Below are 26,596 nucleotides of genomic sequence, written 5' to 3' on the forward strand. Positions count from 1 at the left end.
GTTTTCCGCAGGTCGGCGCCGTTGTCAGTGGCGGGGTGCACGATGGGGTCATGGTCAGGTCCGCTTCCAGTGCACCCGGCGCCGACGACGCTCAGAGCGTCCTCGGCGCCCTCAGCGCCCTAGACGGGTTCTCCCCCGCGACCCGTGGCTGGTTCACGGGTGCCTTCTCCGCGCCCACGTCCGCCCAGGCCGGGGCGTGGCGGGCCATCGGCGAGGGCTCGGACGTGCTGGTCGTCGCGCCGACCGGATCAGGCAAGACGCTGGCCGCGTTCCTCGCCGCCCTTGACCAGCTCGCGTCCACCCCGCCGCCCGCCGACCCCAAGAAGCGCTGCCGCGTGCTGTACGTGTCTCCGCTCAAGGCCCTCGCGGTCGACGTGGAGCGCAATCTGCGCAGCCCCCTGACCGGCATCCGCCAGGAGTCCGTGCGCCTCGGCCTTCCCGAGCCCGAGGTGCGGGTCGGCATCCGCTCGGGCGACACCCCGGCCGCCGAGCGCCGCGCGCTGTCCACACGCCCGCCGGACATCCTGATCACCACGCCCGAGTCGCTCTTCCTGATGCTCACGTCCGCGACGAGGGACGCGCTGACGGGGATCGAGACGGTGATCCTGGACGAGGTCCACGCGGTCGCGGGCACCAAGCGCGGCGCCCATCTCGCCCTCTCCCTGGAGCGGCTCGACGAGCTGTTGCCGAGACCCGCACGCCGCATCGGCCTGTCGGCGACGGTCCGCCCGGTGGACGAGGTCGCCCGCTATCTGTCCCCCCAGCGCAGGGTGGAGATCGTCCAGCCCGTCTCCGGCAAGGAATTCGACCTCTCCGTGGTCGTCCCGGTCGAGGACCTCGGGGAGCTGGGCGGCTCCCCGGTCGCCGACAGCGACCAGAGCGCGGAGCGCCCCTCGATCTGGCCGCATGTCGAGGAGCGCATCACCGACCTCGTGCAGGCGCATCGCTCGACGATCGTCTTCGCCAACTCCCGCCGCCTCGCCGAGCGCCTGTGCAACCGGCTCAACGAGATCGCGTACGAACGCGCGACGGGCGAGCCGCTCCCCGAGGACCACACTCCCGCCGAGGTGATGGCCGAGTCGGGCGCGGCCAAGGGCGCCCCTCCGGTCCTCGCCCGCGCCCACCACGGCTCGGTCTCCAAGGAGCAGCGCGCACTGGTCGAGGAGGACCTGAAGGCGGGCCGTCTGCCGGCCGTCGTCGCCACGTCCAGCCTGGAGCTGGGCATCGACATGGGCGCCGTCGACCTGGTGGTCCAGGTCGAGTCGCCGCCCTCCGTGGCCTCCGGCCTGCAGCGCGTCGGCCGCGCGGGCCACCAGGTCGGCGCGGTCTCCACCGGCGTCGTCTTCCCCAAGTACCGAGGCGATCTGGTGCAGGCCGCCGTGGTCACGGAGCGGATGCGGACCGGCTCCATCGAGTCGCTGCGCATCCCCGCCAACCCGCTGGACGTGCTGGCACAGCAGTTGGTCGCGACGGTCGCCCTGGACACCTGGCAGGTCGACGACCTGCTGGCGCTGGTCCGCCGCGCGGCCTCCTTCGCCTCGCTCCCGGAGTCGGCGTTCACGGCCGTCCTGGACATGCTCGCGGGCCGCTATCCGTCGGACGCCTTCGCGGAGCTGCGCCCGCGCGTGGTGTGGGACCGCGTCGCGGGGACGGTCACGGGACGCCCCGGCGCACAGCGCCTCGCGGTCACCTCCGGGGGCACGATCCCGGACCGCGGCCTCTTCGGGGTCTTCCTCGCCGGTGCCGACCCGAAGAAGGGCGGTGGCCGGGTCGGCGAGCTGGACGAGGAGATGGTCTACGAATCCCGCGTCGGCGACGTCTTCACGCTCGGCACGAGCTCCTGGCGCATCGAGGACATCACCAGGGACCGCGTCCTGGTCTCCCCTGCGCCCGGCGTCCCCGGCCGGCTCCCCTTCTGGAAGGGCGACCAGCTGGGCCGCCCGCTCGAACTGGGCCGTGCGGTGGGCGCGTTCCTCCGGGAGGTCGGCTCGCTGTCGCGCGAGGAAGCCCGCGTGCGCCTGCTGGCGGCGGGGCTCGACGACTGGGCGGCCGACAACGTCCAGACGTACCTCGGCGAGCAGCGCGAGGCCTGCGGCCACATCCCGGACGACCGCACGATCGTGGTCGAGCGGTTCCGCGACGAGCTGGGCGACTGGCGGGTCGTCGTGCACTCCCCGTTCGGCGCGCAGGTGCACGCCCCCTGGGCCCTGGCCCTGGGGGCCCGCCTCAGCGAGCGGTACGGCATGGACGCCCAGGTCATGCACGCCGACGACGGGATCGTGCTGCGCCTGCCGGACGCCGACCTGATGGGCCTCGACCTGCTCGACCAGGAGCCGGCCGCCGGCGGACATCTCGAGTACGACGCGGAGCAGGCCCCCGTAGGCGCGGCTGACGTCGCCTTCGACAAGGGCGAGGTCAACCAGATCGTCACCGACCAGGTCGGCGGCTCCGCCCTGTTCGCCTCCCGCTTCCGTGAGTGCGCCGCCCGCGCGCTGCTGCTCCCGCGTCGCAGCCCCGGCAAGCGCACGCCCCTGTGGCAGCAGCGCCAGCGCGCGGCCCAACTCCTTGAGGTGACCAGCGAGTTCGGTTCGTTCCCGATCGTCCTCGAAGCGGTCAGGGAATGTCTCCAGGACGTCTTCGACGTACCGGGTCTCACGGAACTGATGGGGGACATCGAGTCCCGCAAGGTCCGCCTCGTCGAGGTCACCACACCCGAGCCGTCCCCGTTCGCGCGCTCCCTGCTGTTCGGATATGTGGCGCAGTTCCTGTACGAGGGCGACTCGCCGCTCGCCGAGCGGCGCGCGGCGGCCCTGTCCCTGGACTCACGGCTGCTCGCCGAGCTCCTCGGCCAGGCCGAGCTGCGCGAGCTGCTCGACGCGGAGGTCCTGGCCGATCTCGAGCGGGAGCTCCAGTGGCGCACGGAGGACCGCCGCGTCAAGGATGCCGAAGGCGTCGCCGATCTGCTGCGCCTCCTGGGACCGCTCACCGCCGCCGAGCTGGCCGAGCGCGGGGCCGAGCCGGAGTGGGCCGAGGAGCTGGCGGCGGCCCGCCGCGCGATCCGCGTCCGGATCGCCGGGTCCGACCACTGGGCGGCGATCGAGGACGCGGGCCGGTTGCGTGACGCGCTCGGCACCGCCCTGCCGGTCGGCGTCCCCGAAGCCTTCACCGAGCCGGTCAAGGACCCGCTGGGCGACCTCATCGCCCGCTATGCCCGCACGCACGGCCCGTTCACCTCGGCGACGGCCGCCGCGCGGTTCGGCCTGGGCGCGGCGGTCACGGAGGGCGCTCTCCAGCGGCTCGCGGCGGGCGGCCGTGTCGTCCAGGGAGAGTTCCACCCGGCGGGCATCGGCCAGGAGTGGTGCGACGCGGCGGTGCTGCGCCGACTGCGCCGCCGCTCCCTGGCCGCGCTCCGGCACGAGCTGGAGCCGGTGCCCCCGTCGGCCCTCGCCCAGTTCCTGCCGCAGTGGCAGCACTTGAGCGGGCACGGCCTGCGCGGCATCGACGGGCTGGTGCGCGCCATCGAGCAGTTGCAGGGGGCGACGGTGCCCGCGTCCGCCCTCGAGAAGCTGGTCCTGCCCTCCCGCGTAGCGGGTTACGGCCCGGCGATGCTCGACGAGCTCACCGCGGCCGGCGAGGTGGTGTGGGCCGGAGCCGGAGCCCTGCCGGGCAAGGACGGCTGGGTCTCCCTCTACTTGGCCGACGCCGCGCCCCTGTTGCTGCCCCCGGCGCACCCTCTGGAGCTCACCGCGCTCCACGAGTCCGTCCTGGACACCCTCTCCGGAGGCTACGGCCTGTTCTTCCGGCAGATCGCCGACCAGGTCCGTGCCACCACCCACCCCGACGTACCCGATCCGCAACTGGCCGACGTCATCTGGGATCTGGCATGGTCCGGGCGGCTCACGAACGACACGCTCTCCCCGATGCGCTCGCTCCTCGGCTCCGGCCGCACCGCCGGAGCCACGGCCCACCGCGCCAAGCGCACGATCCCGCGCGGGCGTTACGGCACGCTCACGGCCGCCGCCCGCCCCGCATCGCGCACGGGCCCGCCGACCGTCGCCGGCCGCTGGTCGCTGCTCCCGGCCCGCGAGGCGGACCCGACCCTGCGCGCGCACGCCCTGGCCCGCACCCTCCTCGACCGGCACGGAGTGGTGACCCGCGGCGCGGTCGCGGCCGAAGGCGTGGAGGGCGGCTTCTCGGCGACGTACCGCGTCCTGTCGGCCTTCGAGGACAGCGGCCAGGCCCGGCGTGGCTACGTGGTGGAGGGACTCGGCGCCGCGCAGTTCGCGATGGACGGCGCGGTGGACCGGCTGCGGGCGACGGCCAACGCCCGTGACCGCGCGGACAGTTCGCCCACGGCCATGGGGTACGCCCCGCGCGGCTCCGAACCCCAGGCCGTCGTCCTCGCCGCCGCCGACCCGGCCAATGCCTACGGAGCGGCGCTGCCCTGGCCCGAGCCGCCCACCGAAGCGGGCCACAAGCCGGGCCGCAAGGCGGGCTCCCTCGTCGTCCTCGTCGACGGCGAGCTGACCCTCTACATGGAGCGGGGCGGCAAGACGCTGCTGGCCTGGCCGACGGCACAGGACGACACACCGCCCGGCGACGACCCCCGCCTGCGCCCGGCCGCGGAGGCCCTCGCCGCCGCGGCCCGAGCGGGCTCACTGGGCACGGTCACGGTCGAGCGGATCAACGGCACGGCCGCGTTGACGTCCCCCTTCGCCCCACTCTTGGAAGGAGCGGGTTTCCACGCCACCCCGCGCGGCCTCCGCCTCCGCGCCTAGCCACCACCCCGGCGCCCCCGGTCTCCCCAGCAAGCGGAGCCCGGCGAACCGCCCTGGACCGCCCCGAACCACTCCCGCGGCAGCCCAGCCACGCCCGCGCCCACTCCCCCCGGCAGCCCAGCCACGCCCACCCACGCCCCCGCCCCCATGCCACCCTTGACCCATGCCCGAAGGAGACTCCGTCCACCAGGCAGCCCGGCGGCTGCACACCGCCCTCGCCGGGCACACCGTCACGCGCTCCGACCTCCGCGTCCCGAAGCTCGCGACCGTCGACCTCACCGGACGCACCGTCCTGGACGTGACACCCCGCGGCAAGCACCTCCTGACCCGCTTCGAGGGCGGACTGACCCTGCACTCCCACCTCCGCATGGACGGCTCCTGGCGGGTGTACGCCCCCGGTGAGCGCTGGAGCGGCGGTCCGGGCCACCAGATCCGGGCGATCCTCGGCACTGCCGAGCACACGGCCGTGGGCTACCGCCTCCCCGTACTCGAACTGCTCCGCACCACCGACGAGCACAAGGCCGTGGGCCACCTCGGCCCCGACCTCCTGGGCCCCGACTGGGACGCCCAGAAGGCGCTCCTGAACCTGCTCGCGACCCCTGAGCGCCCCCTCGGCGAGGCCCTCCTGGACCAGCGCAACCTCGCGGGCATCGGCAACATCTACAAGAGCGAGCTCTGCTTCCTCGTCGGCGCCACCCCCTGGCTCCCCATCGGCGAGCTCCCCGCCGACAAGGCGTCCCGCATCGCCACCCTCGCCAAGAAGCTCCTGGAAGCCAACCGCGAACGCCCCGCCCGCTCCACCACCGGCCGCACCCGCACCGACCAGCGGCTCTACGTCTACGGCCGCGCCCAGCGCCCCTGCCTGCGCTGCTCCACCCCCATCCGCACGGCCGAGCAGGGCGACGGCTCCCGCAGCCGCCCCACCTACTGGTGCCCGAGATGCCAGCAAGGCCCCACTCCCTAGTACGCACTAGTTGACGCCCCGTCAGATCCAGCCGTACCGTCCCGTCATGCCCCTCACGGCGTACGACCTCACCGGACGCACCGCATTCGTCACCGGCGCGGCCAGCGGCATCGGCCGGGCATCGGCGGCGCTCCTCGCCGAGGCGGGCGCCACCGTCCACTGCGCCGACCGCGACGAGCAGGGGCTGCACGAGACGGCCACGCTCATCAAGGCGGCGGGCGGCACCGCGCACACCCACCCGCTGGACGTGGCCGACCGCGCCCAGGTCGAGCAGGCGGTGGCAGCCGCCGCGGCGACGTCCGGCCGCCTCGACGTCATGGCGGCCATCGCCGGGATCATGCACAGCAGCCCGGTCCTGGAGACCCGCGACGAGGACCTCGACCGGGTCCTGAACATCAACTTCAAGGGCGTCCTGTACGCCTGCCAGGCCGCGGCCCGCACCATGATCGCCACCAGAGCCAGGCCCCCCGCCAAAGCCACCGGCATACAAACCGACACCCCCAAAAGCACCCCCCAAGGCACCCCCGAAACCACGCCCCAGACCGCCCCCAAAACCACCGCCAGCATCATCACCATGGCCTCCGGAGCCGTGGACACCGGCGGCCCCGGCCTCCTCTGCTACGGCGCGGCAAAGGCAGCCGTAGTCCAGCTCACCAAGACGCTGGCCACCGAAGTCGGCCCGCACGGCATCCGCGTCAACGCCGTCGCCCCCGGCTGGATCCGCACCCCCATGACGCACCGCCACGACTCCGAGGCCCAGGCGCACACCGAAGGGATCATGGTCCGCATGTCCCCCTTGGGCCGCGTAGGCGAACCGGAGGACATCGCGCACGCCGTGCTGCACCTGGCGTCCGACGCGTCCGCCTTCACGACGGGCCAGATCCTCCGCCCGAACGGCGGCGTCGCCATGCCCTGGTGACGGCCGCCCCCGCCGCCTTCGCCGTACGCTCCCCGGGCCACCGCAGCGCCCCGTCCGGCCGCCGCGCACGCACCCGCGACCGCGAGGCGACCCCCGCGGCACGCGCCTTGGGCACGCAGTGCACCGGCAGCAGGCTCAGCCCCCACCCGCCGGCCGCGACCGCCCCCTCCAGGGCCCCCGCGTCGGGCACGAACGCGAGCCGCAGCACGCCCCACCACCAGAACGCGCCGAGCAGCAGAGCCGGCACCCACCGCACGAACCGCCACGCCATGGCCACCACCTCCGCCGAGGCTCGACGCTAAACGCCCGCGCTCACCCGGCGGCAGGGCGCACCACAGCGCACAAGGGGCACGGAACCAGCCTCCGGGCCGGCGAACCGGAGCCCGATCAACGGTTCTCCGCCTGGAACATCCAGTGATGCTTCTCCAGGTCGGCCGTGATCCCGATGAAGATGTCCTGGCTCACCGGATCCGCCTCCCCCGTGGCCGCCACCCGCTCCCGCATCCGTGTGATCACCGCACCGAGCGCGTCCACGAGCGTCCCCACCGCGTCCGCGTCCTTGACCCAGCCTTCGGCGACCGCACCGATGCCACTGCTCCGCGCCACCGTCGCGGCCCGCCCGTCGGGCGGGACACCGAGCGTGGCGGCCCGCTCGGCCACCGTGTCGGAGTGCAGCCGGGCGGTGTCCACGACCTCGTCGAGCTGCAGATGGACGGAGCGGAAGCGCTGCCCGACCACGTTCCAGTGGATCTGCTTGGCGACCAGAGAGAGGTCGACGAGGTCCACGAGGGCACCCTGCAGGGCGTCCGAGACCGTCTTCAGGTCGGTGTCGGAGAGAGGGCTCTTCACGACGTACATCCAGCCTCCAGGGCTCAAGCACCCCCCGAACCGAAATCCCCACCAACGATGGCATAAGTACACCAATCAGGGCATCTCGAAGCTGGTGGAAGCCCGGCCGGGGCATCTCGAAGCTGGTGGAAGCCCGGCCGGGGCATCTCGAAGCTGGTGGAAGCCCGGCCGGGGCATCTCGACGCCGGTGGAAGCCCCGGCCGAGCAGACGAAAGCCCCGGCCGACGAACCCGGCCGGGGCTTTCACAAAACTCACCGCTCAAGCAGCACCGAAGCACCGCTCAAGCACAGCGCAGCGTTACGCCGCGACGACGTCCACCGCCTCCGCAGGCGCCTTGATCGTCACCCGTTCCGGCGGCACGCCGCTCACCGAGACGGAATTGAGCATCGGGCGAACCGGCGCGCGCACCGGTTCCGTAGCCGCTGCCGACGCAGCCAGTTCGGCGAGAGAGAGCTCATCGCTCACCTCGCGCATGAGCTCGGACATCCGTACGTCAAGCGCGTCGCAGATCGCGGAAAGCAGCTCGGAGGATGCCTCCTTCTGCCCCCGCTCCACCTCGGAGAGATAGCCGAGCGAGACTCGGGCGGACGAGGAGACTTCGCGCAGAGTACGGCCCTGGCGCTGGCGCTGCCGACGCAGCACGTCACCCAGCAGGCGACGGAGCAGAATCATCGGTGGCTCCCTCCTCGGACCGCGTAGCCGCATCCTTCACGCCCCACCGTACCGCCTTGCGCGGCGGCCGTGCGGGGAGCGATGTCGTGTTCACTCAGGGCTGCAAACATCAATTCCCCCCGTTCTGTTCCGTATCCTGTGCCCGCCCATTCCCGGCACGTTCGTCGGAAAGCCGCTCGACGAGCAGCGTGAGCACGCTCCGTACACTCTCCATACGGATGTCCGAACGCTCACCGTTCAACCGCAGAGCGGCCACTTTCCCCTCAGAGCGAAGCGCCCCATCCGGACCTGCGACGGCCACGAACACCGTCCCCACCGGCTGTCCGTCCTGCGGATCCGGCCCCGCGACGCCCGTGGTCGCAACTCCCCAGTCGGCCCCCAGAGCCTCCCGCACACCGGCCGCCATCCGCAGCGCCACCTCGGCGTCCACGGCCCCGCGCTCGGCCAGCAGGGCGTCGTCCACACCAAGGATCTTGTGCTTCAGTTCGGTGGCGTACGCCGTCACAGAGCCCCGGAAGACCCGCGACGCCCCCGGCACCGCGGTCACCTCGGCCGCCACCAGACCTCCGGTCAGCGACTCGGCGACGGCGAGCGTCTCGCCCCGCGCCCCGAGCAGCCCCAGCGCCTCGGCGGCCAGACCCGCGGCGGAAGCGGACGTCACGGCGACGACTCCCGCGCCTCCCTGGCGGCCGCGGCAGAGGCCTCGGACGCCTCCCGCGCCGCGGCAAGACCCCGGCGCCGCAGCACCACGGCCTGACGCACGTAGTCGAGCCCGGTCACGACGGTCAGCACCACGGCGAGGGCCATCACCCAGAACCGCAGCGTGGCAAGCGGCCCGGTCAGCGCCAGGACGTACATCCCGACCGCCGTGCCCTGCGCGAGAGTCTTCATCTTGCCGCCGCGACTGGCCGGAATCACCCCGAAGCGGATCACCCAGAACCGCAGCAGCGTGATCCCCAGCTCACGTCCGAGGATCACCCCGGTCACCCACCACGGAAGATCACCGAGGTAGGAGAGGCAGATCAGCGCGGCGCCCATGATCGCCTTGTCGGCGATCGGGTCGGCGATCTTCCCGAAGTCCGTGACCAGGTTGTACGTGCGCGCCAGGTGCCCGTCGAACAGGTCCGTGATCATGGCGACGGCGAACGCCGCCCAGGCCCACGCGCGCCACGCCGGGTCGTACCCGCCGTCCGCGAGGAGCAGCATCACGAAGCCGGGCACGAGCAGCAGCCGGATCACCGTCAACAAGTTGGCGACGTTCCACACGCTGGCCTGATTGACGGCCGCAGCGCCCAACTTTCCGCCGCGCACCGGCTTCGCGCCCTGCGCGCCGGAGCCGCCCGCTGCGGATGCCGGGACTCCGGTCATCTGCCGGCCTCCTCGAGACACTCAGCCACCAAGTCCACGCCCTCCGTGCCGACCACCTTTGCCACGACCATACGGCCGACCTGCGGGCCTTCCCCACCGGTGGAACCCGTCAAACGGATCTGTCCGTCCGTCTCGGGCGCCTGGTGCGCGGCCCGGCCGATGACGCCGTCCTCCTCGTCCACGGACTCGACGAGGACCTCCACGGTCTCTCCGAGGCGCTCGTCGGCGCGCTGCGAGGTCAGCTCCTCGGCAAGCCGCGAGATGTGCGCGAGGCGGGCGTCCACGACGTCCTGGTCGAGCTTCTCGTCGTACGTCGCAGCCTCCGTGCCCTCCTCGTCGGAGTATCCGAAGACACCGATGGCGTCCAGGCGCGCGCCCGTGAGGAACCGCTCGAGCTCGGCCACGTCGGCCTCGGTCTCGCCGGGGAAGCCCACGATGAAGTTGGACCGGACACCGGCCAGCGGCGCCTTGGTCCGAATGGTGTCGAGGAGCTCCAGGAAGCGGTCGGTGTCCCCGAAGCGCCGCATCGCCCGCAGCACGGCGGGAGCGGAGTGCTGGAAGGACAGGTCGAAGTAGGGAGCGACCTTCTCCGTGGACGTCAGTACGTCGATGAGTCCGGGCCGCATCTCGGCCGGCTGCAGGTAGCTGACCCGCACGCGCTCGATGCCGTCGACTGCGGCCAGCTCCGGAAGCAGCGTCTCCAGGAGACGGATGTCACCCAGGTCCTTGCCGTACGAGGTGTTGTTCTCGGAGACGAGCATCACTTCCTTGACGCCCTGCTCGGCCAGCCAGCGCGTCTCGCCGAGCACGTCCGAGGGGCGCCGCGAGATGAAGGATCCGCGGAAGGACGGGATGGCGCAGAAGGAGCACCGCCGGTCGCAGCCGGAGGCCAGCTTCACCGAGGCGACGGGGTTGCTGCCCAGACGCCTGCGCAGCGGCGCACGCGGCCCTGAGGCAGGCGCGAGGCCGTCCGGCAGGTCCACGGGCGCGTGTCCGGGCAGCGCGACCTCAGAACCGGCCTCCTGGCGCTCCGCGGGGCTGATCGGCAGCAGCTTGCGCCGGTCGCGCGGGGTGTGGGCCTCGACGCTGCCGCCGCTGAGGATGGTGTTCAGACGGCTGGAGATGTCGGTGTAGTCGTCGAAACCGAGGACACCGTCGGCTTCGGGGAGGGCGTCGGCCAGCTCCTTGCCGTACCGCTCGGCCATGCAGCCGACGGCCACGACGGCCTGGGTCTTGCCGTGACCCTTGAGGTCATTGGCTTCCAGGAGGGCGTCGACGGAGTCCTTCTTGGCGGCTTCGACGAATCCACAGGTGTTGACTACGGCGACGTCCGCGTCCTCGGCGGCCTCGACGAGCTGCCAGCCGTCCGCCTCCAAGCGGCCTGCGAGCTCCTCCGAGTCCACCTCGTTACGGGCGCAGCCAAGAGTGACAAGGGCGACGGTGCGGCGTTCGGGCATGGTCTCAAGACTACTTCGTCCATGCCCGAGTCCCCGCCGCGAGGGTTCCCCCGGGGTCAGCCGACCTCGGGATCGCCCTTGGTGTAGGAGAGACGCTCGACCTGACCGGGCTCGAACTCGTCCTCGATCGCCTTGCCGTTCACGAACAGTGCGATCGCCCCGGCGTCACCGAGCACGAGGTCGATCTTCTGCCGGTCCTGGAAGGTCTTCGACTTGCCCTGTTCGAGTACGCCGTCGAACAGCGTCCGGCCGTTGTGGTCCTTGGCCGAGATCCAGCTGCGGCCGTCGGGCGCGCTGACCTTGACCGTGACCTTGTCCTTCGGGGCGCCGGCGATCGCACTGTCCGACGGGTCGGGCTTGGGGTCGGCGGGCTTGTCCGGCGTCGGCTTCGTGGCGGGCTTGCTGGTGGCGGGCGTGGAACCCTCGGCGACCTGCGACTTCGTGCCGTCACCGTCGTCCCCTCCGCTGAACGCGGTGAAGCCGACGAAACCGATCACGGCGACGATCGCCGCGACCATGGCCGCCGTCCAGTTCGGCCGGCGCGGCTCGGACCGGATCCGCTCGGCCTCGAAGAGCGGCGCCGCCGGGGTGGGCGCGGGCGGCCGTCCGCCGTGCGCCGCGTCGTACTGGGCGAGCAGCGGGGCGGGATCGAGTCCGACGGCGCGCGCGAGGGTCCTGATGTGGCCGCGGGCGTACACGTCGCCGCCGCACCGGGAGAAGTCGTCCTGTTCGATCGCGTGCACGATCGGGATGCGCACCCGAGTGGACGTACTGATCTCGTCGACGGTCAGCCCGGCGTCGATCCGGGCCTGCTGCAGCGCACGCCCGATCGAGGGACGGTCGTCCGCCGGGCTCTCGGCTGCCGGTCGGTCGTCTGTGGGTCGGTCGTCTGAAGGGCGGTCGTCTTCAGGGGAGTTGCCGATGGACACGGGGGCGCCTTTCGAGCGTGTAGCCACCTGCCGGAGACTCAGTCTAGGGGGGTCGGGAAAGGGTGGGGCAACCGGGCGACGGACTTTGTACGCCATCGGAATGGCCGGACATCCTGATGGTGGGACATACAGCTGCCCCTCCCTCAACTTGACGTACGCGGAAGGGAAACGGTTGCCTGCCGTTCCCTTATGGGTGAGCCTCCCCGCGGATCACCGAGAGCACTCCGTCCAGCTCGTCGGGTTTCACAAGAACGTCACGCGCCTTGGAGCCCTCGCTGGGGCCCACGATGGAGCGCGACTCCATCAGGTCCATCAGCCGTCCGGCCTTCGCGAAGCCCACCCGCAGCTTGCGCTGGAGCATCGACGTGGACCCGAACTGGGTGGAAACCACCAGCTCAGCGGCCTGGCACAGCAGATCGAGGTCATCGCCGATGTCCTCGTCGATCTCCTTCTTCTGCTTGGCGCCGACGGTGACGTCGTCCCGGAAGACCGGCGCCATCTGGTCCTTGCAGTGCTGGACGACCGCGTGGATCTCGTCCTCGGTGACGAAGGCGCCCTGCATACGGGTGGGCTTGTTCGCCCCCATCGGCAGGAAGAGCCCGTCGCCCTTGCCGATCAGCTTCTCGGCGCCCGGCTGGTCGAGGATGACCCGGCTGTCGGCGAGCGACGAGGTGGCGAAGGCGAGGCGCGAGGGCACGTTCGCCTTGATCAGACCGGTGACGACGTCCACGGAGGGGCGCTGCGTCGCGAGCACCAGGTGGATGCCGGCCGCACGCGCCAGCTGCGTGATGCGCACGATCGAGTCCTCGACGTCGCGCGGCGCCACCATCATCAGGTCCGCGAGCTCGTCGACGATCACCAGCAGATACGGATAGGTCTTGAGCTCCCGCTCACTGCCCTCGGGCGTCTTGAGCTTGCCGTCGCGCACGGCCTGGTTGAAGTCGTCGATGTGCCGGTAGCCGAACGCCGCCAGGTCGTCGTAGCGCAGATCCATCTCGCGTACGACCCACTGGAGCGCCTCGGCGGCCCGCTTGGGGTTGGTGATGATCGGCGTGATCAGGTGCGGGATGCCCTCGTACGCGGTGAGCTCGACGCGCTTGGGGTCGACGAGGACCATCCGTACGTCCTCGGGCGTCGCTCTTATCATGATCGAAGTGATCAGGCAGTTGATGCAGGACGACTTTCCGGAGCCGGTGGCTCCGGCGACCAGGATGTGCGGCATCTTCGCCATGTTGGCCATGACGTAGCCACCCTCGACGTCCTTGCCGAGCGCGACCAGCATGGGGTGGTCGTCCTCGGCCGCGTCCGCGAGGCGCAGCACGTCGCCGACGTTGACCATCTCGCGGTCGGTGTTCGGGATCTCGATGCCGACCGCGGACTTGCCGGGGATGGGGCTGATGATGCGCACGTCGGGGCTGGCCACGGCGTACGCGATGTTCTTCGCCAGAGCCGTGATCTTCTCGACCTTCACGGCCGGGCCCAGCTCGATCTCGTACCGCGTGACCGTCGGACCGCGGGTGAAGCCGGTGACGTCCGCGTCGACCTTGAACTCGGTGAAGACGTTCGACAGCGAGTCGACGACCGCGTCGTTCGCGGCGCTGCGGGACTTTCCGGGACCGCCCCGCTCCAGCAGATCCAGCGAGGGCAGCGCGTAGGTGATGTCACCGGCGAGCTGCAGCTGCTCGGCGCGCGGCGGCAGGTCGCGCGGCTCGTCGGGTGCGGACTTGGTCAGGTCCGGCACCGGGGAGTCGGCCGGCCGCTCGAGCTTCTTGCGCAGCGCGCCGGGCGGCGGACCGTCCGTGGCCCGCGGGCTGTCCGTGGCCCGCGCGCTATCTGTGGCCCGCGCTGTCGGCACGGGAGCGGTCGGCTCGCGCTCCTCGCGGTCGCCGGACACCCCCTGCGTCAGATCGGCGACCAGCGGCGACGGCGGCATCCCGTGCAGGACCGCGCCGTCCAGGGCGGCGGCAGCGGCGGCCGCCACGTCCACCGCGTCCATCGGCCGGTCCAGGGCGGGCTGCACCGCCGCACGGCGCGGCCTGCGCCGCTTGGAGAGCGCCTCCTCCTCGGCCTGCTCCGGGTCGTAGGGCTCGGTGGCGGCCGCGCGCCTGCGCGAGCGCGCGGGCAGCGCCTCGCGCCACTGCTCGTCGTACCGCTCGTCGTCGTCGGAGAACCCGGCGTCGGCCGCCTCCGGCTCCGCCTGGACGATGCCGAGCTTGGTGCCGAGCAGCCGCAGCCGCTGCGGGATGGCGTTGACCGGTGTCGCCGTGACGACGAGCAGCCCGAAGACGGTGAGCAGGACGAGCAGCGGTACGGCGAGCACCTCGCCCATCGTGAAGATCAGCGGGGTGGACGCGCCCCAGCCGATGAGCCCGCCGGCGTCCCTTATCGCCTGCATGCCGTCACTGCGGGCGGGCGAACCGCACGCGACGTGGACCTGGCCGAGCACGCCGATGACGAGCGCGGACAGGCCGATCACGATGCGGCCGTTCGCGTCGGGCTTCTCCGGGTGCCTGATGAGGCGTACGCCGATGACCGCGAGCAGTATCGGCACGAGCAGGTCGAGGCGGCCGAACGCGCCGGTCACCAGCATCTCGACGAGGTCGCCCACGGGTCCGCGCAGATTCGACCAGGTGCCCGCGGCGACGATCAGCGCGACGCCGAGCAGCAGCAGCGCGAGCCCGTCCTTGCGGTGCGCCGGGTCGAGCCCCTTGGCGCCGCGCCCTATGCCGCGGAACATCGCTCCGACGCTGTGCGCCAGACCCAGCCAGACGGCGCGTACGAGCCGGTACACGCCCCCTGTGGGGTTCGGCGCGGGCTTGGGTGCGGGCTTCTTCGCGGCGGCCTTCTTGGCGGGCGCCTTCTTCGCCGGGGCCTTCTTGGCGGGCGGTTTTTTGGCAGCGGCCTTCTTCGCCGGAGCCTTACCAGGCGCGGCCGCCTTCTTCGCGGGCGTCTTCTTGGCTGCGGACGGACGTGAGGCCATGGGTCCGAGGTTACCGGTGGAGACCACTGCGGACACGTGTGCCCACCGCTTCACCCGTTTGTGTCGCCCTTGTGAGGGCGGTGAACTGACGGATATTCACCGCATACGGAGCGGCGCGGCACCGCTCGGCACCGCTCGGTTCGGCGCAGTTCAGCTCGGCTCAGCTCGGCTCAGCTCGGTTCGGTACGGCTCAGTTCTGCGAGGACACCGAAGGGGCGCCGCTGCCCGTGCCGGGCTCCAGGGCGTCAAGAGCCCTCCGGAGACCGGTGAGTTTGCGTTCGAGATGGGCCGCGGTGGCGACGGCCGCGGCGTCCGCCGAGTCGTCGTCCAGCTGTTTCGACAGCGCCTCGGCCTGTTCCTCGACGGCCGCGAGCCGCGCGGACAGCTCGGCGAGCAGCCCCGCGGGCTCCTTGGCGTCACCCGCGACGGACTTGCCTCCGCCCTCGAGCTGGAGGCGCAGCAGGGCCGCCTGCTCCCGCAGTTGGCAGTTCTTCATGTACAGCTCGACGAAGACCGAGACCTTCGCGCGCAGCACCCACGGGTCGAACGGCTTGGAGATGTAGTCCACCGCGCCGGCGGCATAGCCACGGAACGTGTGATGCGGTCCGTGGTTGATGGCGGTGAGGAAGATGATCGGGATGTCCCGGGTCCGTTCTCGCCGCTTGATGTGCGCGGCGGTTTCGAAACCGTCCATGCCCGGCATCTGGACATCCAGCAGAATGACCGCGAAGTCGTCCGTGAGTAGTGCTTTGAGCGCTTCCTCCCCGGACGATGCCCGCACCAGTGTCTGATCGAGCGCAGAGAGGATGGCCTCCAGCGCCAGCAGATTCTCCGGCCGGTCATCGACCAGGAGGATCTTGGCCTTCTGCACCATGGCCCGCCCTCCTCGCCCCGGCGGTACACCGGGCGCCGCCCCAGGGGACGACTCCCTTACGCCGTCCGTCCTTGTGCCGGTCATGGTAGCCGCACCCCGCCTGTCGCCACACCCTGTCACCGCGATGTCACTGTGCACGTAGCAGAAACGCGGTGGGAGACCAGAAGGTTCCCCGAATACCGTGGTTCTACACGGCTTCGGCCACACTCTGTCAGCAACTCCGCGTAATGACGCCCCTTCTCGGTCACTCCCCGCGCATCCACTGCTCCATCACCGAGAGCAGATGATCCGGGTCGACCGGCTTCGTAACGTAATCGGAGGCACCGGAGTCGATGGCCTTCTCCCGGTCGCCCTTCATCGCCTTCGCGGTGAGCGCGATGATCGGGAGCCCGGCGAACTGCGGCATCCTGCGGATCGCCGTCGTCGTCGCGTACCCGTCCATCTCCGGCATCATGATGTCCATCAGCACGACCGTCACATCGTCGTGCTGCTCCAGGACTTCGATGCCCTCGCGGCCGTTCTCCGCGTACAGCACCGCGAGCCCGTGCTGCTCCAGGACGCTGGTGAGCGCGAACACATTGCGGATGTCGTCGTCGACGATGAGCACCTTCTCGCCGCCGAAGTGGTGGCCGGGACGCGGCTCGGGCGCCTCCTGCCCCGCGGTGGGCCACTGCTCCTGCGACCGCTGCTCCTGGGAGTCCGCGGCGGCCTGGCCGGGCAGCGCCGGCGGCTGCTCGGACGGAGCGGGCATGGAGCGCCGACGGCGCCGGAAGAGCGTGCCCGGCGCCGGCATCGCGTCGAGCCGCGGCGCCGCGTCCTGGCCCTCCTGCGGCGGCTGCTCGGCCGTGGAGACACCCTCCTCCAGAGCGGGCCGCCCCGCCGATCCGGGCAGCGGCGACAGCTGTGCGTAGCCCTGGGGCGGCAGTTCGCTCGGGTGCAGCGGCAAATACAGCGTGAAGGTGGAGCCGCGGCCCGGTTCGCTCGCCGCGTGGATCTCGCCGCCGAGCAGCCGCGCGATCTCCCGGCTGATCGAGAGCCCGAGGCCCGTGCCGCCGTACTTGCGGCTCGTCGTGCCGTCGGCCTGCTTGAACGCCTCGAAGATCACCCGCATCTTGCTGGCCGCGATGCCGATGCCGGTGTCGCTCACCGAGAAGGCGATCAGATCCGCGTCGGCGTCCCGCAGCGAGCCCGCCTCCAGGAGCTGCTCGCGGATGGCGTGCGGCACATCGGCGTTCGCGTGCCGGATCACCAGCTCGACCGCTCCGGAGTCGGTGAACTTCACCGCGTTGGACAGCAGGTTGCGCAGCACCTGAAGGAGCCGCTGTTCGTCCGTGTGCAGCGTCGCGGGCAGCTCCGGAGACACCCGTACGGAGAAATCGAGCCCCTTCTCTGCCGTCAGCGGGCGGAAAGTGGCCTCTACGTAGTCGACGAGTTGGACGAGCGCGATGCGCGTCGGGGAGACGTCCATCTTGCCCGCCTCGACCTTCGACAGATCGAGGATGTCGTTGATGAGCTGAAGGAGGTCCGAGCCCGCGCCGTGGATCGTCTCGGCGAACTCGACCTGCTTCGGGGTGAGGTTCGCGTCGGCGTTGTCGGCGAGCAACTTGGCCAGGATCAGCAGGGAGTTGAGCGGCGTACGCAGCTCGTGCGACATGTTCGCCAGGAACTCGGACTTGTACCGCATCGAGACGGCGAGCTGCTCGGCGCGCTCCTCCAGGACCTGCCTGGCCTCTTCGATCTCGGTGTTCTTGACCTCGATGTCGCGGTTCTGCTGGGCCAGCAGCTCGGCCTTCTCCTCCAGTTCGGCGTTGGAGTCCTGAAGTGCCTTCTGCCGGTTCTCCAGTTCGGCCGAGCGCTCGCGCAGCTGCTCGGTCAGCTCCTGCGACTGCTTGAGCAGCACCTCGGTCTTCGTGTTGACGCTGATCGTGTTGACGCTCGTCGCGATCATCTCGGCGATCTGGCTGAGGAAGTCCTTCTGGATCTGCGTGAACGGCTGGAAGGCGGCCAGCTCGATCACGCCGAGCACGGTCCCTTCGAAGAGCACCGGAAGCACGATGACCTGCGCGGGCGGCGCCTCCCCGAGGCCCGACGCGATCCGCAGATAGCCGGACGGCGCGTTCTCCACGAGGATCGTGCGCCGCTCCTGCGCGGCCGTCCCGATCAGCGTCTCGCCGGGCCGGAAGGACGTCGGCATGGACCCCATCGAGTAGCCGTAACTGCCCAGCATCCGCAGCTCGTACGCGTCCTCCTGCTCGGAGCCGTGATCCGTGCCGTCGTCCGTGGGCAGGGCGAGGAAGAACGCGCCGTGCTGCGCGGAGACCACCGGCGTCAGCTCGCTCATGATCAGCGAGGCGACGTCCGCCAGATCGCGGCGGCCCTGCATCAGACCGGAGATACGGGCCAGGTTGCCCTTCAGCCAGTCCTGCTCCTTGTTGGCGAGGGTGGTGTCGCGCAGGTTGGCGATCATGGAGTTGATGTTGTCCTGGAGGACCTGGATCTCGCCCGCCGCGTCGACGTCGATCTTCAGGTTCAGGTCGCCTCGGGTCACCGCGGTGGCGACCTCGGCGATGGCGCGTACCTGACGGGTCAGGTTCCCGGCCATCTCGTTCACGGATTCCGTGAGGTCGCGCCAGGTGCCGTCGACGTCCCGCACCCGCGCCTGACCGCCCAACTGCCCTTCCGTGCCCACCTCACGGGCCACCCGCGTGACCTGCTCGGCGAACGACGACAGCTGGTCGACCATCGTGTTGATGGTCGTCTTCAGCTCCAGGATCTCGCCCCGGGCGTCGATGTCGATCTTCTTGGTGAGATCGCCCTTGGCGATGGCGGTGGTGACCATCGCGATGTTGCGGACCTGGCCGGTGAGGTTGGAGGCCATGCCGTTCACGGACTCCGTCAGGTCCTTCCACGTACCGGAGACTCCGGGGACGCGGGCCTGACCGCCGAGGATGCCGTCCGTGCCCACCTCGCGGGCCACACGCGTGACCTCGTCGGCGAACGAACTCAGCGTCTTCACCATCGTGTTGACGGTGTCGGCGAGCTGCGCGACCTCGCCGCGCGCCTCGACCGTGACCTTCTTGGTCAGGTCACCGTTGGCGACCGCCGCGGCGACCTGGGAGATCCCCCGCACCTGCGCGGTCAGGTTGTTCGCCATCAGGTTGACGTTGTCGCTGAGGTCCTTCCAGGTGCCGGTGACACCGGGGACCCGCGCCTGGCCGCCCAGGTTGCCCTCGGTGCCCACCTCGCGGGCCACCCGGTTCACCTGCTCGGCGAAGTTCGAGAGCTGGTCGACCATCGTGTTCACGGTGGTGACGAGCTCGAGGATCTCGCCCTTCGCGTCGACGGTGATCTTCTTGGAGAGGTCGCCCATGGCGACGGCCGTGGTGACCTCGGCGATGTTGCGGACCTGAAGCGTCAGGTTGTTCGCCATGCCGTTCACGGACTGCGTGAGGTCCTTCCAGGTGCCCGAGACGCCCTGCACCTCGGCCTGGCCGCCCAGGATGCCGTCCGTACCCACCTCACGGGCCACCCGCGTCACCTGCTCGGCGAAGGCCGAGAGCTGGTCCACCATCGTGTTGAGGGTGTTCTTCAGCTCCAGGATCTCGCCGCGCGCGTCCACGTCGATCTTCTGGGAGAGGTCACCGCGCGCCACCGCCGTGGCGACCTGCGCGATGTTGCGCACCTGCGCGGTGAGGTTGCCGGCCATGCCGTTCACGGAATCGGTCAGGTCGCGCCATACGCCGGCGACACCGGGCACCTGCGCCTGTCCGCCGAGGCGGCCCTCCGTACCCACCTCACGGGCCACCCGCGTCACCTGGTCCGCGAAGGCGGAGAGCTGGTCGACCATCGTGTTGATGGTGTTCTTCAGCTCCAGGATCTCGCCGCGCGCGTCCACGTCGATCTTCTGGGAGAGATCACCGCGCGCCACCGCCGTCGTGACCTGGGCGATCTGACGCACCTGCGACGTCAGGTTCCCGGCCATGAAGTTGACGGAGTCGGTCAGTTCCTTCCAGGTGCCGCTGACGCCGTCCACCCGCGCCTGACCGCCCAGGCGGCCCTCCGTGCCCACGTCGCGCGCCATCCGCGTGACCTGGTCGGCGAAGGACGACAGCTGATCCACCATCGTGTTCACGGTGTTCTTCAACTGAAGCATCTCGCCGGAGACATCGACGGTGACCTTCTGCGACAGATCGCCGTTGGCGACCGCCGTCGTCACCTGCGCGATGTTGCGGACCTGCCCCGTGAGGTTGCGGAAGGCCGTGTTGACCGAGTCCGTCAGGTCCTTCCACGTACCCGCCGCGCCCTGCACCTGCGCCTGGCCGCCCAGCTCACCCTCGACACCGATCTCCCGCGCCACGCGCGTCACTTCGGAACCGAAGGCAGAGAGCTGGTCCACCATCGTGTTCACGGTGTTCTTCAGCTCGAGCATCTCGCCCGCGACATCGACGGTGACCTTCTGCGACAGATCACCGCTGGCGACCGCCGTCGTCACCGTCGCGATGTCCCGCACCTGCGTGGTCAGGTTCCGGAAGACCGTGTTCACCGAGTCGGTGAGGTCCTTCCACGTCCCCGCGGCGCCCGGCACATTGGCCTGACCGCCCAGCTGCCCCTCGGCACCGACCTCATTGGCCACCCGTGTGACCTCGTCCGCGAACGTACGCAGCGTCTCGGTCATCTGGTTGATGGTCTCGGCGAGCTGGGCGACCTCGCCGCGCGCGCTCACCGTCACCTTCTGGGACAGATCGCCGTTCGCGACGGCCGTCGTGACCTGGGCGATCCCGCGCACCTGGGCGGTGAGATTGCCGGCCATAAGATTCACCGAGTCGGTGAGGTCCTTCCACACTCCCGCCACACCCGGCACCTGCGCCTGGCCGCCGAGCTCGCCCTCCGTGCCGACCTCGCGCGCGACGCGGGTCACCTCTGAGGAGAACGACGAGAGCTGGTCCACCATCGTGTTGACGGTGTTCTTCAGCTCAAGCATCTCGCCGGCGACATGAACGGTTACCTTGCGGGACAAGTCACCCTTTGCCACGGCCGTCGTCACGAGAGCAATGTCACGCACCTGCGCGGTCAGCCGGTACGCCATCGTGTTCACCGAATCCGTGAGGTCCTTCCACGAACCGGACATCCCGCGCACCCGGGCCTGACCGCCCAGCTTGCCCTCGGTGCCCACCTCACTGGCCACCCGCGTGACCTCGTCGGTGAACGTCGACAGCTGGTCGACCAGGTTGTTGACCGTGCGGCCGACCTTCAGGAACTCGCCGCGCAGCGGATGCCCGTTCCCCTCGTCCGCCGGCGCCCGCAGCTCCATGCGCTGCTCCAGGTCGCCCTCCGCGACCGCCGAGAGCACACGGCCGACCTCGGAGACAGGGCGTACGAGATCGTCGACCAGCGCGTTCGACGCGTCTATGGCGGCGGCCCAGGAGCCCTCGCTCGCGCCGCTCTCCAGGCGCTCCGTGAGCTTTCCCTCACGTCCGACCATGCGCCGCACACGGGACAGCTCGCCGGTCAGATGGAGATTGCGGTCGGCCACCTCGTTGAAGACGGCGGCGATCTCGGACATGACGTCATCACCGGAGACGGTGAGCCGCTTCCGGAAATTTCCGTCCCGCATCGCCACCAGGGCCGCGAGCAGCCTGTTCAAGGCCGCCGCGTCCACCGACGTCGTCGCCCCATTGCGCGGTTTGCGCTGTTTGCTCAGGGACTGTCCGTCTTTCGCGCGCGTCTTAGTGCCCCGCGTCGCTGCGCCAGACTCCACTGTGTCCCTCCCGCAAGGGTCGACCGTACTGCTCGGGTTGCTCGGGCTGTCTCCAAGAAGCCTGCCCAGTGTTTCACCATGGCTGAACCAGGCCATAACAGTTCGGCAGCTTCGCACACCGTCCGCACACCCTCCGGGCGGAAACACTGACGACCGGCATCAGCATGGACGGCGAAGGTAAGTAACCTGGCATTCGGCTGTCCAACCACTCCGGTCCTGCCCGGCCTGGGTGGTGGCACACGTAACAAGCGGGCATCGGAGGGGCGGCCGCACCATGGCGGGAGATCTGGGCGTCGATACTCGTACGAGGAGTTCTGTGATCACGGCGCGTGCGGCGGCGACTTTCGACCCTGTCGGGCGGTCCGTCGCGACGGCCCGCTCCTTCGTCCGCGACACCCTCCAGGGCTGGGGGTTCACGGACATCGTCGACGACGCTGTCGTCCTCACCAGCGAGCTCGTCACCAACGCGGTGGTGCACGCGGGCACCGCCGCCGACGTCCTCTGTCTGCGCACCGAGGACGCCGTGCGCATCGAGGTCTCCGACCGCTATCCGGAACGCGAGATCCCGCTCCAGCAGTCCGTGGTCAACATGGGCAGCCCCGACCGCGAGGGCGGCCGCGGCCTCCAGCTGTGCGCGGCGCTCGCCACCCGCTGGGGCGTCGACTACACCCCCACCCACAAGCAGGTCTGGTTCCAACTCGACCTCCCGGAGCGCCCGGTCGGCACCCGCGCCGCCGGCCCGGCCCTCCCCGCCGAGCTGCTCCCGCTCACCGACGGCAGAGTCCGCGTCGCCGTCGTCCAGATCGACCGCGTCGGCGCGATCTCCGCGTGGAACGAGGACGCGGAAGAACTTTTCGGGTACGTCGCCGAACAGGTCACCGGCAAGCCGCTCACCGACCTCGCCGCCTGGCCGCACACTCCGGGCACCAGCACCGGAATCGTCGAGGCCCTCCAACTCTCCCGCTGGGAAGGCAGTTACGGCATCCGCGGCTCCGACGGCCGCGTGAACCCCGTCTACGCCTCGCATCTGCGCGTCCGCGACGCCGACGGCGAGCCCTCCACGGTCTGCCTGCTCGTCCGCGACGACGAGCGCGCCGTCCTGCAGACCCCGCTGCGCGGCCCCGCCCCCGAGCCGGGCACGCTCAGCGAGCCGCACACCGCGGACCCCTTCGAGGTCTTCATCGGCTCCCCCGCCCCCGACGACCTCGACGGCCTGCTCCAGCGCACCGTCGAGCGCGCCCGCGACATGCTCGACGGCGACGCCGCCTTCCTGCTCCTCGCCACGGACGACGAGACGGAACTGGAGGTGCGCGCCTCCACGGGCCTGCCCTCCGCCCGTCAGCGCTTCGCTCGCGTCCCCGTGGAGGCCGGACCCGGCCGCTACGGCTCCGCGCGCATGCCGGCCGTCCACGAGGACCTCACGGTCGTCCCCGGCGCCGTCCCGCTCCTCAACGGCACGGGCATGCGCTCCGTCGTCACGGTCCCGCTGAAGGTCGAGGGCCGCCTCACGGGCTCCCTCGGAGTCGCCGCCGAATCCCCCGACCGCTACTCGAACGAAGAGGCCCTGCGCCTCCAGTTCGCCGCCGACCGCATCGCGCTCGCCGTCGAGTCCGCGCGCCTCGGCGAACTCGAACGCCTCCGCCGCGGCTCGCTCTCCTTCCTCGTCGAGGCCTCCGACCTGCTCGCCGGCACCCTGGACCGCGACCAGACCCTGGCCCTCATGGCCCAGATGACGGTCCCGACCCTCGCCACCTGGTGCGCCGTCTACACGATCGCCGACCAGTCGTCCGAGCCCTATCTCTCGTACGTCCTTCATGAGGACGAGGAGCGCATCGACGGCCTGAAGGCACTCCTCTCCAAGATCGCCCCGCCCGACCCCGTGCCCACTCCGGGAGCCCGCGTCTGGGCCGCTCCGTCCGAAGCCGCACACCAGGCCGCCCTGCGCACCTCCATGCGCAGCCTCGGCCTCGGCGAGCCCATGAGCCTGGGCTCGGGCATCGGCACGACGCTCTCCACGGCGTCCGCGGTGGGCGGCGAGACGGTCGTCCTGCCCCTGGTCGCCCGCAACCGCGTCATCGGCATGCTCACGCTGGGCAAGCCCTCCGACGAACACTTCCGCCAAGAGATCCTGGAATTGGCCGAAGATCTCTCCCGCCGAGCGGCCCTCGCCCTCGACAACGCCCGCCTGTACTCGGAGCGCATGGCCATCAGCCAGTCCCTCCAGCGCAGCCTGCTGCCGCCCGGCGTCCCGGAGATCCCGGGCGTCGAGGTCGACGTCATCTATCGCGCGGCCGGCGAGGGCAACGAAGTCGGCGGCGACTTCTACGACGTCTTCCCGATCCGCGACGGCGCGTACGGCTTCGCGATCGGCGACGTGTGCGGCACGGGCCCGGAGGCGGCGGCCGTCACGGGCCTGGCCCGCCACGCACTGCGGCTGCTCGCCCGCGAGGGCTTCGGCGGCCCCGCGGTCCTTGAGCGCCTCAACGCGGCGATCCTCGACGAGGGGGCCCGCAGCCGCTTCCTGACGCTCCTGTACGGGGAGTTGTGGCCGCAGGAGGACGGCTCGGCGGTCCTCAAGATCGTCTGCGCAGGCCATCCGCTCCCGCTCCGCCTGCGCCAGGACGGCACGGTCGAGCCGTACGCGGAACCGCAGCCGCTGCTCGGCGTCATGGACGACCTGGAGCTCTACGAACAGACGACGACGCTCGACCCGGGCGACGTCCTGCTCTGCGTGACCGACGGCGTCACCGAACGCCGCGAGGGCACGCGCATGCTCGGCGACGACGGCCTGGCGGACGTCCTGGCCACCTGCACCGGCCTGACGGCGGGCGCGGTCGCCGCCCGCATCATGCGCGCGGTGGAGCGCTTCGCGACGGACGCCCCGTCCGACGACATGGCGATCCTGGCCATGCGCGTGCCGGGCCTCCACAAGGACTGAGGCGCCCGGCCGCCGGCCGCTCCGGAAACGAAAGAAGGTCCCCGCCCAGCTGGGCGGGGACCTTCTCTTCTTACTCTCTGAGCCCCCATGCGGAATCGAACCGCAGACCTTCTCCTTACCATGGAGACGCTCTACCGACTGAGCTATAGGGGCCTGTTGCGCTGTGCGGTTTCCCGCGCGGCAACGGAATAGATCATACCTGAATCCGAGCGCCTCCCGAACCGCCCGTTCCTCTGGACCACCGACCCGGGCGCTGCCACTCTGCGCTCATGCCGACCCGACGTGGTAAGTCCATGCGGTACGCCCTTCCCGCAACGCTCATCTCGCTGCTTCTGACACTCGCGGCCTGCGGATCCGACGACGAAGGATCCGCCGAGCCCGACAAGACGAAGCCCACAGAGAAGAAGCCCGCCCCGGAATCCCCGCGCCCGGGCGACCAGAAGGTCACGCTCTCCTGGAAGGGCGAGAAACGCGTCTACACCGTGCACGCCCCACCCGGCTACACCACGAGCAAGCAACTCCCCCTGATCATCGCCATGCACCCCTATCCGGGCACAGGTGCCGCAGCGGCACAGATCACCGGCCTCAGCAAGAAAGCCGACAAGGAAGACTTCCTCGTCGCCTATCCCGACGGCCTCGACCAGGGCTTCAACGCGTTGATCTGCTGCGGCACGGAGGACGACGTCGGATTCCTTCGTACGATGACGAAGAGGCTGATCGGCACCTGGAAGGCCGACCCGCGACGCGTCTACGCCACGGGAATCTCCAACGGCGGCGACATGACGTACAAACTCGCCGTGGAACTCCCCGACACCTTCGCAGCGATAGCCCCGGTCAGCGGCGGCTACATCGGCCAGGACGCTGCACAGGACTCGTACATCCCCAAGTCCCCCGTCTCGGTGATGACGTTCATCGGCGGCCTGGACCCGCACTACGCGGAGTTCGACGAGGGAATCAAGGCCTGGCAGAAGCGCCTCTCCTGCAAGGCACCGCCGCCGCAGAAGCTCAAGAACGACATCAAGAAGACCTCGGCGAAATGCCGCGACGGCTCGACCACCGTCGCCTACCGCCTCCCGGAGATGGCCCATCAATGGCCGGGCGGTGCCGGACCCATGGCCGATCCGGAGGCAGGCGTCAGCGCGACGGACCTGATGTGGGAGTTCTTCAAGGCCCACCCCAAGAAGACTTCTTGAAAGGCGAGTTACGGGAGGACTCCCGACACCCGACACAAGCGGCGGCTAGAAGGCCGGTTGAAGAAGCCCACCCAGCGCATTGCACGCGGACACGACACGCTGCAGCTCCCGCCGGGACATCGCAGCGTCGACGGGCAGCGCCAGCGTCTCGTCCGCGGCCCGCTCCGTCTCCGGCAACGCCACGTCCCGCCGGAACTGCGGCATCCGGTGCACCGGGATCTTCACGGGCACGCGGCAGGCGACGCCCCGCGCCCGCACGGCGCGAGCGAACGCGTCCCGGTCGGGCCGCCCGTTGCCGGGCACCCGCACGACGTACTGCTGATAGCTGTGCGCGGCGCCACCGTCCGGGGTAACGACCCCGCTCAGCCGCCCATTGAGATAGGCGGCATGCGCCCGCCGTTGGGCCATCTCGTCGTACGGAGCGTCCAACTCGCCCTGCTCGAGCACCAGAACCCCATGGCGCCGCCCCACGTCCCGCATCCGCCCGACATCGGCCTGGTTCCCGAAGCGGTGTACGACGATGACAGCGGCCGTACGCGCGGTGATGGCAGCGGATACCGCCTCGGCGTCGAGACAGTACGTCGACTGCTCTATGTCGGCGAAAACGGGCATGGCACCGGCGAGCACCACGGCCTCGGCGACCTCTGCGTTCCCGTACGCCGGCACGATGACCTCGTCACCGTGCCCGATGCCTGCGGCTCGCAACATTCCAGCTGTCCCCATACCTGCGGATGTTGGTCGCACAACGTGAACGGCAAGTGACGCAAAACAAAAAAGAGCTGGTCCCTGAACCGAAGTTCAGGGACCAGCTCTTCTAATATTAGTTCGGCGGCGTCCTACTCTCCCACAGGGTCCCCCCTGCAGTACCATCGGCGCTGTGAGGCTTAGCTTCCGGGTTCGGAATGTAACCGGGCGT

The 26,596-nt window shown here is 70.5% G+C and carries 16 protein-coding genes, 1 tRNA gene and 1 rRNA gene; 5 read left to right on the forward strand and 13 right to left on the reverse strand.

Annotated elements, in window-relative coordinates:
* The first annotated feature begins 50 nt into the window (after nucleotides 1-50).
* The 3 genes from ACIBKX_RS31065 (at nucleotide 51) to ACIBKX_RS31075 (ending at nucleotide 6,661) form a co-directional block, all read left to right on the forward strand.
* Entirely contained in the window at nucleotides 51-4,778 is a 4,728-nt protein-coding gene (locus ACIBKX_RS31065) for an ATP-dependent helicase (protein ID WP_363276362.1), read from the forward strand.
* A 163-nt stretch (nucleotides 4,779-4,941) separates the two neighbouring features.
* A complete protein-coding gene (locus ACIBKX_RS31070) occupies nucleotides 4,942-5,742 on the forward strand; it encodes a DNA-formamidopyrimidine glycosylase family protein (protein ID WP_363276361.1) in 801 nt (266 codons plus the stop codon).
* A 46-nt stretch (nucleotides 5,743-5,788) separates the two neighbouring features.
* Complete coding sequence (locus ACIBKX_RS31075) at nucleotides 5,789-6,661, forward strand: SDR family NAD(P)-dependent oxidoreductase (protein WP_363276360.1); 873 nt, start codon at nucleotides 5,789-5,791, stop codon at nucleotides 6,659-6,661.
* On the opposite strand, the gene ACIBKX_RS31080 is transcribed toward ACIBKX_RS31075, so the two are convergent.
* The 10 genes from ACIBKX_RS31080 to ACIBKX_RS31125 all read right to left on the reverse strand — a co-directional run bounded on the left by ACIBKX_RS31080 (nucleotide 6,609) and on the right by ACIBKX_RS31125 (nucleotide 21,549).
* Nucleotides 6,609-6,932, reverse strand: coding sequence for a hypothetical protein (locus ACIBKX_RS31080; protein ID WP_363276359.1), 324 nt, complete (start codon nucleotides 6,930-6,932; stop codon nucleotides 6,609-6,611). The two genes, ACIBKX_RS31075 and ACIBKX_RS31080, sit on opposite strands and share 53 nt — an antisense overlap.
* Nucleotides 6,933-7,048: 116 nt before the next feature.
* The gene (locus ACIBKX_RS31085; protein ID WP_363276358.1) at nucleotides 7,049-7,519 is read right to left on the reverse strand and encodes a DNA starvation/stationary phase protection protein; all 471 of its coding nucleotides are present in this window, start codon (nucleotides 7,517-7,519) and stop codon (nucleotides 7,049-7,051) included.
* Between the two features lie 289 nt (nucleotides 7,520-7,808).
* The gene (locus ACIBKX_RS31090; RefSeq protein WP_160507571.1) at nucleotides 7,809-8,183 is read right to left on the reverse strand and encodes a helix-turn-helix domain-containing protein; all 375 of its coding nucleotides are present in this window, start codon (nucleotides 8,181-8,183) and stop codon (nucleotides 7,809-7,811) included.
* A gap of 109 nt (nucleotides 8,184-8,292) precedes the next feature.
* A complete protein-coding gene (locus ACIBKX_RS31095; protein ID WP_399376561.1) occupies nucleotides 8,293-8,844 on the reverse strand; it encodes a CinA family protein in 552 nt (183 codons plus the stop codon).
* Nucleotides 8,841-9,551 (reverse strand): CDP-diacylglycerol--glycerol-3-phosphate 3-phosphatidyltransferase, encoded by a 711-nt coding sequence (gene pgsA / locus ACIBKX_RS31100; RefSeq protein ID WP_363276357.1) that lies wholly within the window; start codon nucleotides 9,549-9,551, stop codon nucleotides 8,841-8,843. Before pgsA ends, ACIBKX_RS31095 begins: the two co-directional genes overlap by 4 nt.
* Nucleotides 9,548-11,008 carry a 30S ribosomal protein S12 methylthiotransferase RimO gene (gene rimO / locus ACIBKX_RS31105; protein ID WP_363276356.1) on the reverse strand — a complete coding sequence of 487 codons (1,461 nt, stop codon included), beginning with the start codon at nucleotides 11,006-11,008 and terminating at the stop codon, nucleotides 9,548-9,550. The genes pgsA and rimO overlap by 4 nt, the downstream gene beginning before the upstream one ends.
* Nucleotides 11,009-11,064: 56 nt before the next feature.
* Nucleotides 11,065-11,937: a helix-turn-helix domain-containing protein gene (locus ACIBKX_RS31110; protein ID WP_363276355.1), complete on the reverse strand. Its 873-nt coding sequence runs from the start codon at nucleotides 11,935-11,937 to the stop codon at nucleotides 11,065-11,067.
* Between the two features lie 187 nt (nucleotides 11,938-12,124).
* Entirely contained in the window at nucleotides 12,125-14,917 is a 2,793-nt protein-coding gene (locus ACIBKX_RS31115) for a DNA translocase FtsK (protein WP_363276354.1), read from the reverse strand.
* 190 nt (nucleotides 14,918-15,107) lie between these two features.
* Nucleotides 15,108-15,791 (reverse strand): response regulator, encoded by a 684-nt coding sequence (locus tag ACIBKX_RS31120; protein WP_363276353.1) that lies wholly within the window; start codon nucleotides 15,789-15,791, stop codon nucleotides 15,108-15,110.
* Between the two features lie 244 nt (nucleotides 15,792-16,035).
* Nucleotides 16,036-21,549 carry a HAMP domain-containing protein gene (locus tag ACIBKX_RS31125; RefSeq protein ID WP_363276352.1) on the reverse strand — a complete coding sequence of 1,838 codons (5,514 nt, stop codon included), beginning with the start codon at nucleotides 21,547-21,549 and terminating at the stop codon, nucleotides 16,036-16,038.
* A 274-nt stretch (nucleotides 21,550-21,823) separates the two neighbouring features.
* Here ACIBKX_RS31125 and ACIBKX_RS31130 point away from each other — a divergent pair, with 274 nt between their 5' ends.
* Nucleotides 21,824-24,487, forward strand: a complete 2,664-nt coding sequence (locus ACIBKX_RS31130) for a SpoIIE family protein phosphatase (RefSeq protein ID WP_363276351.1) — start codon at nucleotides 21,824-21,826, stop codon at nucleotides 24,485-24,487.
* Between the two features lie 80 nt (nucleotides 24,488-24,567).
* On the opposite strand, the gene ACIBKX_RS31135 is transcribed toward ACIBKX_RS31130, so the two are convergent.
* Nucleotides 24,568-24,640 (reverse strand) — tRNA-Thr (locus tag ACIBKX_RS31135).
* Nucleotides 24,641-24,756: 116 nt separating this feature from the next.
* Between ACIBKX_RS31135 and ACIBKX_RS31140 the strand changes: the two genes are divergently transcribed.
* Complete coding sequence (locus tag ACIBKX_RS31140; RefSeq protein ID WP_363276350.1) at nucleotides 24,757-25,680, forward strand: PHB depolymerase family esterase; 924 nt, start codon at nucleotides 24,757-24,759, stop codon at nucleotides 25,678-25,680.
* Between the two features lie 45 nt (nucleotides 25,681-25,725).
* Here ACIBKX_RS31140 and ACIBKX_RS31145 read toward each other — a convergent pair whose 3' ends face one another.
* Nucleotides 25,726-26,388 carry a DegT/DnrJ/EryC1/StrS family aminotransferase gene (locus ACIBKX_RS31145; protein WP_363276349.1) on the reverse strand — a complete coding sequence of 221 codons (663 nt, stop codon included), beginning with the start codon at nucleotides 26,386-26,388 and terminating at the stop codon, nucleotides 25,726-25,728.
* A 115-nt stretch (nucleotides 26,389-26,503) separates the two neighbouring features.
* Nucleotides 26,504-26,596 (reverse strand): 5S ribosomal RNA (rrf, locus tag ACIBKX_RS31150); the annotation flags it as partial.

The organism is Streptomyces sp. NPDC050658 (genome assembly GCF_044457025.1).
Classification (GTDB): domain Bacteria; phylum Actinomycetota; class Actinomycetes; order Streptomycetales; family Streptomycetaceae; genus Streptomyces.